The organism is Stenotrophomonas sp. INTA L402-1 (assembly GCF_059295135.1).
This window is the reverse complement of record NZ_JCAFWP010000004.1, coordinates 1-15,346: the sequence shown is the minus strand read 5'-3', so window position 1 is coordinate 15,346 and position 15,346 is coordinate 1. Positions and strand designations below refer to the sequence as shown.

Genomic DNA, 15,346 nt, shown 5'->3' with positions numbered 1-15,346 from the left:
AGCAACAGCAGAAGCTGGCATTGCGTGGGGTGGCGGGGCGGTGTCGGAGTGCGGGGACGCCGCAAGTACGTCCCTGTAGGCTTGGCAGCCGCATCCATGCGGCTGACACCCCGCACTCCCACACCGCCCCACCTCTGACAGATTCTGGCGGCTGTTGGTAGGTGTCGACCTTGGTCGACACGGTAGATCCACGCCATGCGTGGATGCATTTCGATTCCAATTCGAAATGTTCGATTCCGATGGAGATTCATCCACGCATGGCGTGGATCTACTGCAGATCGCAGAAATCTGTCGAAGGCGGGGTGGGTCCGGTTGCGGGGGCGTGAGCCGCATGGATGCGGCGACCGAGCTTACATGGACGTACTTGCAGCGGCCCCCGCAACCGGACCCGCCCCGCCTACCCACAGGAAGCCAGCTTTAGATGTTGCTTCGGCTCTTGCCGTGGACGTAGCCTCTGCGGGTGCAGGGCGCAGCCCTGCCGAAAAACCCCTCCTGCGACGGTTCGTCGCACGGGCAACCCTGGACCCGGCTCTACACTAGCGGGGTGACCCGCCCGTCCCGCCCGCAGCGCCTCCTGCTCCAGCTCGCCGTCCTGGCGACGCTGTTGATGGTGCTTGCGCCACTGGTCAGCCGCGCGCTGCAGGCGCAGCCGATGGAGCATGCCGCGATGGCAGGCATGGACCACGCCGCCATGGGCCATGACATGCACGACATGGCCATGGCCGGGCACGATCAGCACGGCGCCGCGCCGGCCGCGCCCAGCCGCCCGCCCGACCCCCACGCCATGCACGGCGAAGCCTGCGAATACTGCGTGCTGGCGATGCGCCTGCTGCCGTGGCTGGCGGTGCTGGTACTGCTGTTGCCGCTGCTGTGGCGACCGCGGCTGGTATTTCCCTGGTCACAACAGGTACCGCCTGCGCTGCGCTGGCCGGCGCATGCCGCGCGCGGGCCACCGCGCTTCTCCTTCGTCCGCTGATATCCCTATCGAATCTGCCGCACGACGCCTGACCCGGCGCCGTGCGCGCGTGCGTACTTTGGAGCTGTTCCGATGAAAATGACTTCCCGCCCCGCGGGCGCCTGCGCGCGCCTGCCGGTTGCCCTTGGCCTGGCCGTGGCTGCGTCACTGGCCCACGCTGCGCCTGCCGAAGAGGCACGTACCCTCGACACGATGGTGGTCACCGCCGCCGCACCGTCGTCCCCGTTGCACTGGGTGACCGACCCGCGCCTGCCGCGGCAGCCGGTGCCGGCCAGCGACGGTGCCGATTACCTGAAGACCGTTCCCGGTTTTTCCGCCATCCGCAACGGCGGCACCAACGGTGACCCGGTGCTGCGCGGCATGTTCGGTTCGCGCCTGAACATCCTCAGCAACGATGGCAACCTGATCGGTGCCTGCCCGTCGCGGATGGACAATCCGCTGTCCTACATCGCGCCGGAAAGCTTCGACCGGCTGACCATCATCAAGGGCCCGCAGAGCGTGCGCTGGGGGGCGGGCGCGTCGGCCGGCACCGTGCGTTTCGAGCGCGATACGCCGCGCTTCGAGGAGCCGGGCCTGCGTGCCGATGCCAGTGCGCTGGTCGGTTCGCGCAACCGCAACGACCAGGTGCTGGACCTGACCCTGGGCAATCCGACCGGTTACGTGCGTGCAAGCGGCAACCGTTCCGAAGCCGATGACTACAAGGACGGCAATGGCGACGTGGTGCCGTCGAAGTGGCGCAAGTGGAACGGCGACGTGGCCATCGGCTGGACGCCGGATGCCGACACGCTGCTGGAAATCTCCGCCGGTGCCGGCGATGCGATCGCGCGCTACGCGGGCCGTGGCATGGACGGTGCCGCGTTCGAGCGCACCAGCTACGCGGCGCGCTTCGAGAAGCGCAACCTGCCGGGTGCGTGGGACACGCTGCAGGCCAATGTGTACTACAACGAGGCCGATCACGTGATGGACAACTACACGCTGCGCACGCCGAACCCGCACAGCATGATGCCGATGCCGATGGCCTCGAACGTGGACCGCCGCACCCAGGGCGGGCGGGTCAGTTCCGAGTGGCGCTGGCAGGATGTGCAGCTGGTGGCCGGTGTGGATGGCGAGGACAGTCGTCACCGCGGCCGCATGGGCATGGGCCGCGACGCCTACCGGCAGGCGGCGTGGGAGACCGATGCCAACTTCCGCCGCTATGGTGTATTTACTGAGTTGACCCTCGGCGCCGGCACCGAACAGCGCTGGATCAGCGGGCTGCGCATCGATCGCGCCAGCGTCCGCGATGAGCGGCAGTCGGTGCGCGGGATGATGGGCAACCGGCCGAACCCGACCGCTGGCCTGCAGCGCAAGGAATGGCTGGGCAGTGGATTCCTGCGCTACGAGCAGGATCTGGCCGACGGCCTGACCTGGTACGCAGGCCTCGGCCACAGTGAACGCATGCCCGACTACTGGGAGCTGTTCTCGCCCAACCACGGCCCGGCCGGTGCGGTGAACGCGTTCACCGGCGTGCAGCCCGAGCGCACCACCCAGCTTGATGTGGGCATGCAATACAAGGGGCCCCGTGTGCAGGCGTGGGTGTCGGCGTACGCTGGGCAGATCCAGGACTACATCCTGTTCACCTACCACGGCAGCGGCATGATGGGCATGAGCCAGGCCCGCAACGTTGATGCACGTATCGCTGGTGCCGAGGCGGGCCTGGAAGTGAGCGTGGCCGAGCAGTGGAAGCTGGGCGGCACGCTGGCCTATGCCTGGGGCGAGAACCGCGACCAGCATCGCCCGTTGCCGCAGATGCCACCACTGGAAGCACGCCTGAGCGCGAACTGGGAAGGCCAGCGCTGGAGTGCCGGTGCGCTGCTGCGCGTGGTGACCCACCAGCATCGTGTCGCAAATGGCCAAGGCAATGTGGTCGCGCAGGACCTGGGGCCGAGTGCCGGCTTCGCCACCTTCGCGCTCAACGCTGCTTACCGCTTCAGTTCGCAGCTGCAGCTCAGCGCGGGCGTCGACAACCTGTTCGACCGTGCCTACAGCGAGCACCTGAATCTGGCCGGCAGCGCCGACTTCGGTTTTCCGGCTGACCCGGTGCGCATCAACGAGCCGGGCCGCAGCCTGTGGATGAAGGTGAACTACCGGTACTGATCCGCCGGGTGTAAAAAAAAACCGGGGCCGGATCCCCGCCAGGATCCGCCCCCGCCCGACGCCCTCTGCCGGGCAGCTTCGACTCTACGATGGCAACGCCTGCGGTGCACGGCTGGATACACCTCGACACATGCCGACACCGCTGCGGTCAGCCTTGCACGGAACGGGTTCACGGCGCTATCGCGACGCCGGTTCCACGCCAGTAAACGCTTGGCACATATCGCTTCTGTGGGCGCTTGCCTACACTCGGCGGCCGTGGATCACTCAGGACCGTTCATGTTGGCTCGCATCGCTTCGACCCTGGCCCTTGGCCTCAGCCTGGCCGTGCTGGCCGGGTGCGCGGGCAAACAGGAGGCCGCCGCCCGTCGGCAGGGAGAAGCGGTGCCGGTCACCGCGCAGGTCGTGCAGTCCACGCAGTGGAATGACACGCTGCAGGCACTGGGTACGGCCAAGGCGCGCGAATCGATCAGCGTCACCGCCAAGGTCAGCGAGATCGTCGAGAAGGTGCACTTCGAAAGCGGCCAGCATGTTGCCGCTGGTGCGCCGATCGTGACCCTGCGCGGGCAGGCCCAGGAGGCCGCGCTGGTGCAGGCGCAGGCCACCTTCCATGAGGCCGACCAGCTGTACAGGCGCCAGCGCGAGCTGGCCACGCAGCGGCTGGTGTCCAGCGCCACGCTGGATACGCAGAAATCGATCCGCGATGCCGCCGAGGCGCGTGTGGCGCAGATGCAGTCGGACATCGGTGACCGCCGCGTGCGTGCACCGTTCGCCGGTGTGCTCGGCATCCGCCAGGTCAGCCCGGGCACGTTGCTGACGCCGACCACGGTGATCGCCACGCTCGACGACATCGAACACATGCACATCGATTTCCAGGTGCCGGAAGTGGAACTGGCCGCGCTCGGCGTCGGTGACAAGGTCAGTGCCACCAGCGTGGCGTGGCCGGGCCGTACCTTCGAGGGCGTGGTCAGTACCGTCGACGCACGCATCGATCCGGCCACCCGTGCGGTGACCGTACGGGCCGACTTCGCCAATGGTGACCATGCCCTGCGCCCGGGCATGCTGCTGGACGTGCGCCTGTTCCACCCTGAGCGCCCGGCGCTGGTGATTCCGGAAATCGCCGTGGTGCAGGTCGGTCGCGATACCTTCGTGTACCGCATCACCGCCGACGACAGCGTCGAGCGCGTGGATGTGGTCACCGGCGCGCGCCGTGCCGGCGTGGTCGAGATCAGGCAGGGCCTGGAAGCGGGCCAGCGCATCGTGGTCGATGGCACCGGCAAGCTGCGCCCGGGCCTGAAGGTCGCGGCCAAGGACGCCGCACCGGTCACGGGTGCGAAGCCGGCTGATGCACCGGCGCCGGTCGCGGCCGAGGGCCACGGCGGATGAAGCTGTCCGACATCTCCATCCAGCGGCCGGTGTTCGCCGTGGTGATGAGCCTGTTGCTGCTGGTGCTGGGCGTGATGTCCTTCACCCGCCTGACCCTGCGCGAACTGCCCGCCATCGATCCGCCGATCGTTTCGGTATCGGTGGATTACACCGGCGCTTCGGCCGCGGTCATCGAAAGCCGCATTACCCAGGTGCTGGAAGATGCGCTGGCCGGCATCGAAGGCATCGATACGATCAACGCGCGCAGCACCAACGGCCGCTCGCAGGTCAGCATCGAGTTCACCTCCAACCGCGATATCGAAGCGGCGGCCAACGATGTGCGCGATGCGGTCAGCCGCGTCGCCGACCGCATGCCGGAAGAGGCGCGGCCGCCGGAAATCGCCAAGGTCGAGAGCGATGCCGACCCGATCATCTGGTTCAACATGGTCTCCTCGACCATGGACACGCTGGAGCTGAGCGACTACGCCGACCGCTACGTGGTCGATCGTTTCTCCAGCCTCGACGGCGTGGCCCAGGTCCGCATCGGCGGCCGCCAGCGCTATGCGATGCGGATCTGGCTGGACCGCGACCAGCTGGCGGCGCGCGGGCTGACCACCGGCGACGTGGAAACCGCGCTGCGCAACGAGAACGTGGAACTGCCGGCCGGCCGCATCGAGTCGACCGACCGCGATTTCACCCTGCGCGTGGAGCGCAACTACATCAAGCCCGAAGACTTCGCGACCATCCCGCTGGGCAAGGGTCGCGATGGTTACGTGGTGCGCATGGGCGATGTGGCGAAGATCGAGCTGGCCTCGGCCGAGCGCCGCGCGTACTACCGCAGCAACGGCGAGCCGGGCATCGGCCTGGGCATCGTCAAGACCTCCACCGCCAACTCGCTGGACGTGGCGCGTACTGCGCGCGCTGAAGCCGAACGGGTCGCGCTGACCCTGCCCAAGGGCACGCAGATCTTCGTTGCCTTCGACAACACCACCTTCATCGAAGCCGCGGTGGACCGCGTCTACGCCACGCTGGTGGAGGCGATGATTCTGGTGCTGGCAGTGATCTGGCTGTTCCTCGGCAGCTTCCGCGCTGCGCTGATTCCGGCGGTGACGGTGCCGGTCTGCCTGGTCGCGGCATTCATCGCGCTGTATGCGTTCGACTTCTCGATCAACCTGCTGACCCTGCTTGCCCTGGTGCTGTGCATCGGCCTGGTGGTGGACGATGCGATCGTGGTGGTGGAAAACGTGCAGCGCCGCATCGACCTGGGCGAACCCCCGCTGGTCGCCTCCAAACGCGGTACCACGCAGGTCGCCTTTGCGGTGATCGCCACCACCGCGGTGCTGGTGGCGGTGTTCCTGCCGGTCGGGTTCCTGGAAGGCAATACCGGGCGCCTGTTCCGCGAACTGGCAGTGGCGCTGGCGGCGGCGGTGGCGTTGTCCGCCTTTGTGGCGCTGACGCTGACGCCGATGATGGCCTCCAAATTGCTCAAGCCGCATACCGGGCAGGCACCGCGTGGCCTGCATGGCTTCATCAACCGCAACCTGGAACGCCTGGCCGGGGCCTATGGGCGGGTGCTCGACCACCACGTGGACCGCACCTGGATCTACCTGCTGGTGATGGTGGCCGCACTGGCCGCCAGCTGGGGCCTGCTCAAGCTGCTGCCGTCGGAACTGGCGCCGGCCGAAGACCGCGGTTCGTTCCAGATCATGATCGACGGCCCGGAAGGCGCCGGCTACGACTACACCGTGCAGCAGGTGCAGCAGGTGGAATCGATGCTGGCACCGCATGTTGGCCCGGACAAACCGATCGTGCGCGCCAATCCACGCGTGCCCGGTGGTTGGGGTGCCAGCGAGGAAATGCACACCGGCCGCGTCAGCATCTTCCTGCAGCCGTGGCGCCAGCGCAGCGAAGGCACGCCGGAAGTGGCCAACGAACTGCAGAAGGAACTGGACACCATCCGCGGCGTGCGCGTGCGTACGCAGGTGGGCGGTGGCCTGGTGCGCAGCGGCGGGCAGCCGTTCCAGATCGTGCTGGGCGGCCCGGAATATGCCGAGATCGCGCAGTGGCGCGACCGTATCCTGCTGCGCATGGCCGACAACCCCGGCCTGGTCGGCCCGGACTCGGATTACAAGGAAACGCGGCCGCAGATGCGGGTCAACATCGACCGCCAGCGTGCGGCCGACCTGGGCGTGCCGGTCACCGCGATCGGTTCGGCACTGGAAACCATGATGGGCTCGCGCCGCGTCACCACCTTCGTCGACAACGGCGAAGAGTACGACGTGCTGGTGCAGGCCGGTCGCGATGGCCGTGCCAGCCCGGCCGACCTGGCCGCCATCCGCGTGCGCGCCACCTCCGGCGAACTGGTGCCGCTGTCCAACCTGGTCACGCTGAGTGAGGTGGCCGAGGCCGGCACCCTGAACCGCTTCAACCGCCTGCGCTCGATCACCATCAACGCGGGCCTGGCGCCGGGCTATCCGCTGGGTGAAGCCATTGCCTGGGCGCAGCAGGTCACGCGCGAGGAGCTGCCGCAGTACGCACAGGTGAACTGGAAGGGCGAATCGCGCGAATACCAGAGTGCCGGTGGCGCGGTGCTGCTGACCTTCGCCATGGCGCTGCTGGTGGTCTACCTGGTGCTGGCCGCGCAGTTCGAGAGCTTCATCCACCCGCTCACCATCATGCTGACCGTGCCGCTGGGCGTGCTCGGCGCGCTGGTCGGGTTGTGGGTGAGTGGCGGTACCGTGAACCTGTTCAGCCAGATCGGCATCGTCATGCTGGTCGGCCTGGCCGCGAAGAACGGCATCCTCATTGTTGAATTCGCCAACCAGCTGCGTGACGACGGAAGAACCGTGCGCGAGGCGATCATCGAATCGGCGATGGTGCGCCTGCGCCCGATCCTGATGACCTCGATCGCCACCGTGGTCGGTGCGGTCCCGCTGGTGGTGGCCGGCGGCCCCGGTTCGGCCAGCCGTGGCACCATCGGCATCGTGATCATCTTCGGTGTGACCCTCTCGACGTTCCTGTCGCTGTTCGTGGTGCCGGCGTTCTACGCGCGGCTGGCGCCCTACACCCGCTCGCCGGAAGCGGTGAAGCGCGAGTTGGAGAAGCAGGAGGCGGAGTCGCCCTCGGTGGGTGGTCATGCCTGATCCGACCACCGTGCTGCGAGGCGACGGCTTCCAACTGCGCCCCTGGCGCCCGGATGATCTGGAATCGCTGCTGCGCCATGCCAACGACGCCGAGGTATCGCGGGGCCTGCGTGATCGTTTCCCTTACCCGTACACGCGCGAGGATGGCGAGGCCTTCCTCGCCGGTCGCGTGCTGGCCCCTGGCACCCTGAACCTGGCCATCGAGATCGACGGCCAGGCCTGCGGCAGCGTCGGGGCCCAGCAGGGCACTGCCGAGCGCGGGCACATGGCGGAACTGGGCTACTGGCTGGGCCAGGCCTACTGGGGCCAAGGGCTGATGACCCGGGTGGTCGGCCTGTTCGCACCCTGGGTGATGGACGAGCTGCGCCTGTTCAGGCTGCAGGCCGGGGTGGTCGACTTCAACCTCGGCTCGGCCCGGGTGCTGGAAAAGAACGGTTTCCAGGAAGAAGGCGTGGACCGCTGCGCGGTCTACAAGCGCGGGGTGCTGCACGACCTGCGCCGCTTCGCCCGGGTGCGCACGCAGCTGCCCTGAACACGCGGGCCGGCCGCGGTAGAGCCGAGGCCGTGCTCGGCCGCCGTCATCACCACGCCGAGCATGGGCTCGGCTCTACAACACAGCGCTACCGCAGCGGCCTTCGATCAGGGAGAATCGACCGGTCCCCTCCAGCCGACGGGACGTCCTCACAACCCGCCGACTGGAGAGAGCGCGCGTGGAAGCTACCGTACATTTCATCAACAGCATCATCTGGAGCAAGGCACTGATCTTCGCGTGCCTGGGCGCCGGCCTGTTCTTCAGCCTGCGCACGCGCTTCATGCAGATCCGCGGCTTCCTCGAGATGTGCCGCCTCACCGTCAAGGGTGAGAAATCAGACGCCGGTGTGTCGTCCTTCCAGGCCCTGGCCATGTCGATGGCCGGGCGCATGGGTATCGGCAACATCGCCGGCGTGGCCACCGCCATCGCCTTCGGCGGCCCCGGTGCGATCTTCTGGATGTGGGTGATGGGCTTCCTCGGCGCATCCACCTCGTACGTGGAATGTACGCTGGCACAGATCTACAAGACCAAGGACGCCGAAGGCCGTTACCGTGGTGGCCCGGCGTACTACATCGAAAAGGCCATGGGCCTGAAGTGGTACGCGCTGGTCTTCGCCATTGCCACGATCATTGCCGCCGGTTTCCTGATGCCGGGCGTGCAGGCCAACGCCATCGCCGACAGCATCATCAACGCCTGCCGTGGCACCGCACTGTGCGGCCCGCTGGATGGCCAGACGATGGGCATGGAGTCGGTGCAGGCGCTGAAGCTGGGCATCGGCATCGTGGTGGCGCTGCTGCTGGGCGTAGTGATCTTCGGCGGCGTCAAGCGCATCGCCAACTTCGCCGAAGTGGTGGTGCCGTTCATGGCGGCAGCCTTCATCCTGACCGCCATCGTCATCATGATCATCAACTACGATCGCGTGCCGGAGATGTTCGGCATCATCTTCAGCAGCGCCTTCGGCACCCACGCCGCGTTCGGCGCGATGATGGGCCTGGCGGTGGAGTGGGGCATCAAGCGCGGCATCTACGCAAACGAAGCCGGCCAGGGCTCGGGCCCGCACGCGGCAGCCGCCTCGGAAGTCTCGCACCCGGCCAAGCAGGGCTACGTGCAGGCCTTCGCCATCTACTTCGACACCATGATGGTGTGCACCGCCACCGCGTTCCTGATCCTGGCCAGCGGCACCTACAACGTGTACTCGCCGGCAGGTGCCGGCGCCCCGCCGATCTTCCAGGGCCTGGCCGGCATTCCGGAAGGCGCGGGCTACGCCCAGGCGGGTGTGGAAGCCGTGCTGCCGGGCTGGGGCTCGGCGTTCGTGTCGATCGCGATCTTCTTCTTCGCCTTCACCACGATCATGGCCTATTACTACATGGCCGAAACCAACTTGACCTACGTCAACCACAACAAGAAGCGCCCGCTGACCGTGCTGGTGCTGCGCCTGGGCATCATCGGCATGGTGGTGTTCGGCGCGTTCCATAATGCAACCCTGGCCTGGGCGCTGGGTGACATCGGCGTGGGCCTGATGGCCTGGCTGAACATCATTGCCATCCTCATCATCCAGAAGCCGGCCATGCTGGCCCTGCGCGATTACGAGCGGCAGAAGAAGCTGGGCCTGGATCCGATTTTCGACCCCGATGCCCTGGGCATCAAGAACGCCGATTTCTGGCGTCAACGCAAGCTGGAGTTGTCCCGTAGTGAATGATCCCTGGAAGAACGCCCGCCGCCCGTCGTCGCGACCGCCGCGGGCCACCCCGCTGCCACCGCGTGAGGGCGGCACCCCGCCACCGCCGGGGCGTGGCAATGACGAACTGCGCCTGTATGGCTGGAACGCCGTGCAGGCCCTGTTCGCCAAGCGCCCGCAGGCGCTGCGCAAGCTGTACCTGGTGGACGCGCTGATTCCGCGCATGCAGCCGGTGTTGAAGTGGTGCGTGGCCAACCGTGTGGGCTACCGCGTGGTGGAGGAGGGCGACCTCAACAAACTGGCCGCTACCACGCACCACGAAGGCCTGGTGGCCGACGTGCTGCGTGCGCCCGTCGTACCGCTGGCGCAGTGGCTGGAGGATCTGGGCGAAGGCCCGGCGCTGGCGTTGTGGCTGGACGGTGTCGGCAATCCCCACAACTTCGGCGCAATCCTGCGCTCGGCCGCGCACTTCGGTGTCAAGGCGCTGCTGCTGCCGGCCGGCAGCACGCTGGCGCTGTCTGGTGCCGCTGCGCGCGTGGCCGAAGGTGGCGCCGAATCGGTACCGCTGGTGCAGTTGCCGGACAACGCACAGGCCATGGCACAGCTGCGAGCGGCCGGTTTCGGGCTGGCCGCGACCCTCGTTGATGGTGGCGACGACGTGTTCCGTGCGTCGCTGCCGGAACGGTTGGTGTACGTGATGGGTGCTGAAGGCGAGGGCATGGACCGCGGCCTGGCCAGCGAATGCGACCTGCAGGTCTCGATTCCCGGCAGCGGCGCGGTGGAGAGCCTAAACGTGGCCTCGGCCACGGCCGTGTTGCTGGCACAGTGGGCGAGCCGCCGCCACGGCTGATTCTGTCGTGCTGATGCTGTGTTGATCTCCTGACCCGGCCCTTGCGGCCGGGTTTTCTTTTGCGCGGCGCAAGAGCGAAAACGATGCACGCGCAGCAAACTGGGTCATCCGCGTCAGCTTGCGTTGCTTCAAACACGCTTGATGGACAGGCAAGCAATTTTAGTATTTGTCTCATTGCTGGGCCGTTTCCTGCGTCGCACGGTGGAGTTCCTTCCAACGTCGTACAGGAGTGGTTCCATGCATCGAATCCAACGCCGCACACGTCGCACTTGCCTGGTGCTGGCACTCGCTGCGCTTGCCGCACCATCGCTACAGGCCGCGGAACGCAGTCTCGATGGTGTCAATTTCACCGGCCCGTTGATCACGCCGAATCCGGCCGGCCTGCCGCAGGGCAACTGGTACATCGAGCCCTATCTGGTGCGGGTCGACAGCCGCGACCACTACGACAACAACGGTGATCGTCGCCGCAGTGCCGAGCACAGTGGCGCCTGGGCCACGGTGGTGCCGATCATCTATGGCTTCAGTGACCGGGTGATGGGCCAGGTCAATCTCAGTGCCTCGCGCTCCGAATCCGGCAGTGCGCGCAGCAGCGGCTTCCGCGCCGGTGACACCACCGCACGCCTGCAGTACCTGCTGCAGGCGCCGAATGCCGATGGCACCCGTCCGGCCATCTCGGTCGCGCTGGTGCAGCGTTTCAGCACCGGCAGCCATGACCGTATCACCGGCAATCCGCTGGATGCACAGGGCGACGGCGTTCAGCGCACCACCGCGGCGCTGGGCGTGCAGCAGGTGGTGTGGCTGGGCAATGACCGCCCCGTGCGCTGGCGCGCCCAGCTCAGCGCCGGGCCGGCACCGTCGCGCACTGCCATTTCCGGCACCAGCGTGTACGGCACCGATGACACCTTCCAGGGGCACATTTCGCGCGGCTCGGTACTGGGCCTGTCGGTAGGCGCCGAGTACAGCTTCAATTCGCGCTGGGTGGGGGTGATGGAAATGGCCGCCAGCCGCGAGACCGGCCAGCGTCTGAGCGGCTTCGCACGTAACGGCAGTGGTGCGATCGAGCGGATTGAAGAGCACCGTCCGGCCAGCCGCAACGTCAGCCTGGCGCCGGCGGTGGAGTATCACTTCAGCCCGTCGCTGGGCCTGATCGCCGGCGTCGAATTCACCGTGGCCGGGCGCAACACCGGCCGCATCATCAGCCCCCAGGTCGCCCTGGGCATGTTCTTCTGAGGGGCTGCCGATGAACATCGAATCCATCGTCAACACCATCCTCGGCATCGTCTGGAGCCCGTACCTGGTGGTGCTCTGCCTGCTCGCCGGCCTGTACTTCAGCGTGCGTACCCGCTTCATCCAGCTGCGCGCGCTGCCGGAGATGCTGCGCCTGATGTTCCGGCACGAGCGCTCCGAAGCCGGTGTGTCACCGTTCCAGGCCCTGTCGCTGTCGTTGTCCAGCCGCGTCGGCGTCGGCAACATCGCCGGCGTTGCCATGGCCATCGCCTTTGGTGGCCCGGGCGCGATCTTCTGGATGTGGATCGTCGCCTTCCTCGGCGCCTCCAGCGCCTTCATCGAATCCACGCTGGCACAGATCTACAAGGACCGCGATGCCAAGGGCCAGTACCGCGGTGGCCCCGCGTACTACATCGAAAAAGGCCTGGGCCAGCGCTGGTATGCAGTGCTGTTTGCGCTGGTCACCGTGCTGGCCGGTGCGATGCTGGCCGGCACCCAGTCCAATGCGATCACCAGTGCGGTGAACGAAGCCTGGGACGTGCCGGTGATGACCACCACGGCGGTGCTGCTGGTGGTGCTGGGCGCGATCCTGATCGGCGGTGTGCGCCGCATCGCGCGGGTGGCCGAGTGGGTGGTGCCGTTGATGGCTGTGGCGTATCTGCTGGTGGCGGCACTGGTGATGGTGCTCAATGCAGAGAAAGTGCCGGAGGTGATCATGCTGGTGCTGCGCAGTGCATTCGGTGTGGATGCAGCGTTCGGTGCAATGATCGGCACCGCCATCCAGTGGGGCGTGCGCCGTGGCGTGTTGTCCAACGAGGCCGGCATGGGCAGCGGTGCGCATCCAGCCGCCGCCGCCGAAGTCACCCACCCGGTCAAGCAGGGCCTGGTGCAGTCATTTTCGGTCTACATCGACACGATGGTGGTGTGCAGTGCTACCGCCTTCCTGATCCTGTCCACGGGCCTGTACAACGTTTACGACCCGGCTGTGAACGGCATTCCGGATGAGGCGCGCCTGCTGCTGGGCAATCTGCCCGGCGTCGAAGCCGGGCCGCGCTTCGTGCAGCACGCGGTGGAGTCCGCGCTGCCGGGCTTCGGCCGCTCGTTCGTGGCGCTGGCGATCCTGCCGTTCGCGTTCACCACCATCCTGGCGCTGTACTACATGGCCGAGACCAATATCAGCTACCTGTGCCGTGATCGTCCCGCGCCGTGGGTGATGGGCGGGTTCCAGCTGCTGTTCCTGGCCGCGACCGGCTACTCAGCGGTGAACAGTGCCACGATCGCGTGGTCGCTGGGCGACATCGGCGTCGGCCTGATGAGCTGGCTGAACATCATCGCCATCCTGCTGCTGCAGAAGCCAGCGCTGGCGGCGCTGCGCGACTACGAACAGCATCGCCAGGCGGGCAAGGATCCGCTGTTCAACCCGAAGCTGCTGGGTGTGCGCAACACCAGCGTGTGGGAGGGCTGACAGGATCGGGTCAGATCCCTCGCCAGCGCGAGGGCGCTGACCCACGCCATCGCCCGGTGGGTGCGCCATTACTCGGTGGATGCGCCCTTACCCGGTGGGTGCGAACCTTGGTTCGCACCGCTCTCGCCGCTGCTTTCGCCGGGCATGGCCCGGCGCTACCACGTCACTCGTTCGGCGGCGTGGTCGCCTTGGCCTCGCTGCCGAAGCTGCCATCGGCTTCTGCGGCCAGGTACGCGAACACGGTGTACGCGGCCACGTTCTGCGCCAGCGCCTTCGGGTCGATCTTGTCCAGCGTGTCGTCGGCGGTGTGGTGCAGGTGGAAGTAGTCCGAGCCGTCCTGCGCCAGCCATGCCCACGCGCCACCCTTGGCGGCCAACGGGCCGACGTCCGGGCCCGGGCCACCCTTGTCGGCCTGGTACTCGATGCCCAGCGGCTTCATCACTTCGGCAATCTGCTTCGTCGCTTCGCGCGAGCCTTCCGGGTTCGGCGAACCGGTATTGAAGGCATAGATGCGGCCGGCACCGAAGTCACTCTCGGCCGCCAGCTGGTGCAGGGCCACGTCCTTGGCATGCGCCTCGGCGTAGGCCTTGCCGCCGTAGAGACCCTGCTCCTCGTTGGCGAACGCGATCACACGGATGGTGCGCTTCGGCGCCTGCTTGAGCTGGCCGATCAGATGGCCCGCAGCCATGGTGATGCCCACGCCCGCGCCGTCATCCACCGCGCCGGTGCCCAGATCCCATGAATCCAGGTGACCGCCGATCACCACCACTTCCTTCGGCAGGCTGCGGCCGGTGATCTCACCGATCACGTTGTACGAGGTGGCGGTGCCATCCCAACCGCAGTCCAGCGCCACCTTCACCGTGGTGCTGCCGCGGGCCAGCAGGCGGGCCAGCTGGTCGGCGTCGGGCACCGACAGTGCTGCAGACGGCACCGGGGTCAGGCCGTCGTCGAAACGGGTGATGCCGGTGTGCGGCACGCGGTGCGAGTCGGTACCGGCCGAGCGCATCAGGAAACCGACCGCGCCCTTGCGGATCGCTTCGGACGGGCCCTTGCTGCGGATCGCGCCACCACGGCCATAGTCGCGGCCATCGCGGAACGGCAGCATCTGGTAATCAACGAACGCGATCTTGCCCTTCAGCGAACCGGCCGGTGCGGCCTGCAGTGCGCTCAGGTCGGCGAAGCGGACTACTTCGGCTTCAACGGTGCCGCCCGGGCTGCCACCCAGCGCCGTGATCTGCAGCGGCTGCGGGTTCCTGCCGGTCACCGCGGCGTGTTCACTGCGGCGCTCCCACTTCGGGAACGTCACCGGTTCCTTCCACACCTTGTCGAAGCCGAGGGCCTTGAACTTGGCTTCGGCCCAGGCCACGGCGCGGGCGTCGGCCTCGCTGCCGGCGATGCGCGGGCCGATTTCGGTGGTGAGCGATTCAACCACTTTCCAGCCGGTGTCATCGGCCAGCGCCTGGTCGCGCAGCTGCGCGGCGGTGGCCAGCGACGCCGGGGGCAGGGTGGTGGTGTGCGGCGCCGCGAAGGCCGGGGCGGCCAGCAGGGCGAGGGAGGATGCGATGGCAAGGACGCGGCGACGCATGGACAGCTCCGGGAAGGGACCAAGCCTTGGAGCTTAACAGTCGTTCAGCCCGGCGCATGGGCGGGAGGTCATGGCTGGCGCGAACGCTGTTTTCCGCCATGACCGGCAAAGCGAAAGCCCCGCCAGGGCGTAATGCTGTTCACTTAAGCAGCTGAGCCAATCAGAATCCGATGCCAGTCTTCTGGCATCGGATTTTTTGTGCCCATCCAACAGCAACTGCTCGACCTTGGTGACCTGTTCAATTTCTCCGACCTGAGCACCTTCACCCAGAACATCCCGGTGGAATGGGTGTCCAGCGCGCTGGAACTCTCCTCGCAGGCCTCCATCCGCAGGCGCAGATTACCCAGCGATCAGGTGTTGTGGCTGGTGCTGGGCATGGCCCTGTTCCGCGA

At 67.2% G+C, this 15,346-nt stretch carries 11 protein-coding genes; 10 read left to right on the top strand and 1 reads right to left on the bottom strand.

Annotation, left to right across the window (positions count from 1 at the left end; all coding sequences use genetic code 11):
• Window positions 1-544: 544 nt before the first annotated feature.
• From AC5O77_RS04775 to AC5O77_RS04735, 9 genes are all read left to right on the top strand, one after another.
• Window positions 545-976, top strand: coding sequence for a DUF2946 domain-containing protein (locus tag AC5O77_RS04775; RefSeq protein ID WP_494506545.1), 432 nt, complete (start codon window positions 545-547; stop codon window positions 974-976).
• A gap of 72 nt (window positions 977-1,048) precedes the next feature.
• Window positions 1,049-3,112: a TonB-dependent copper receptor gene (locus AC5O77_RS04770; protein WP_494506544.1), complete on the top strand. Its 2,064-nt coding sequence runs from the start codon at window positions 1,049-1,051 to the stop codon at window positions 3,110-3,112.
• 276 nt (window positions 3,113-3,388) lie between these two features.
• Entirely contained in the window at window positions 3,389-4,495 is a 1,107-nt protein-coding gene (locus tag AC5O77_RS04765) for an efflux RND transporter periplasmic adaptor subunit (RefSeq protein ID WP_032130214.1), read from the top strand.
• Window positions 4,492-7,617: an efflux RND transporter permease subunit gene (locus AC5O77_RS04760; RefSeq protein WP_478057697.1), complete on the top strand. Its 3,126-nt coding sequence runs from the start codon at window positions 4,492-4,494 to the stop codon at window positions 7,615-7,617. The genes AC5O77_RS04765 and AC5O77_RS04760 overlap by 4 nt, the downstream gene beginning before the upstream one ends.
• Complete coding sequence (locus AC5O77_RS04755) at window positions 7,610-8,149, top strand: GNAT family N-acetyltransferase (RefSeq protein WP_121504476.1); 540 nt, start codon at window positions 7,610-7,612, stop codon at window positions 8,147-8,149. Before AC5O77_RS04760 ends, AC5O77_RS04755 begins: the two co-directional genes overlap by 8 nt.
• A 178-nt stretch (window positions 8,150-8,327) precedes the next feature.
• Window positions 8,328-9,848, top strand: coding sequence for an alanine/glycine:cation symporter family protein (locus AC5O77_RS04750; protein ID WP_478057698.1), 1,521 nt, complete (start codon window positions 8,328-8,330; stop codon window positions 9,846-9,848).
• Window positions 9,841-10,677, top strand: a complete 837-nt coding sequence (locus tag AC5O77_RS04745) for a TrmH family RNA methyltransferase (RefSeq protein ID WP_494506543.1) — start codon at window positions 9,841-9,843, stop codon at window positions 10,675-10,677. Before AC5O77_RS04750 ends, AC5O77_RS04745 begins: the two co-directional genes overlap by 8 nt.
• 237 nt (window positions 10,678-10,914) lie before the next feature.
• Window positions 10,915-11,907: a hypothetical protein gene (locus AC5O77_RS04740; protein WP_478057699.1), complete on the top strand. Its 993-nt coding sequence runs from the start codon at window positions 10,915-10,917 to the stop codon at window positions 11,905-11,907.
• Window positions 11,908-11,917: 10 nt separating this feature from the next.
• Window positions 11,918-13,369 (top strand): alanine/glycine:cation symporter family protein, encoded by a 1,452-nt coding sequence (locus tag AC5O77_RS04735; protein ID WP_049399972.1) that lies wholly within the window; start codon window positions 11,918-11,920, stop codon window positions 13,367-13,369.
• 163 nt (window positions 13,370-13,532) lie between these two features.
• On the opposite strand, the gene AC5O77_RS04730 is transcribed toward AC5O77_RS04735, so the two are convergent.
• The gene (locus AC5O77_RS04730) at window positions 13,533-14,954 is read right to left on the bottom strand and encodes a M28 family peptidase (protein WP_478057701.1); all 1,422 of its coding nucleotides are present in this window, start codon (window positions 14,952-14,954) and stop codon (window positions 13,533-13,535) included.
• A 204-nt stretch (window positions 14,955-15,158) separates the two neighbouring features.
• On the opposite strand from AC5O77_RS04730, the gene AC5O77_RS04725 reads away from it, so the two are divergent.
• Window positions 15,159-15,346, top strand: a 188-nt coding sequence (locus tag AC5O77_RS04725) for a transposase domain-containing protein (RefSeq protein ID WP_494506555.1), incomplete at its 3' end; no start/stop codon positions are given.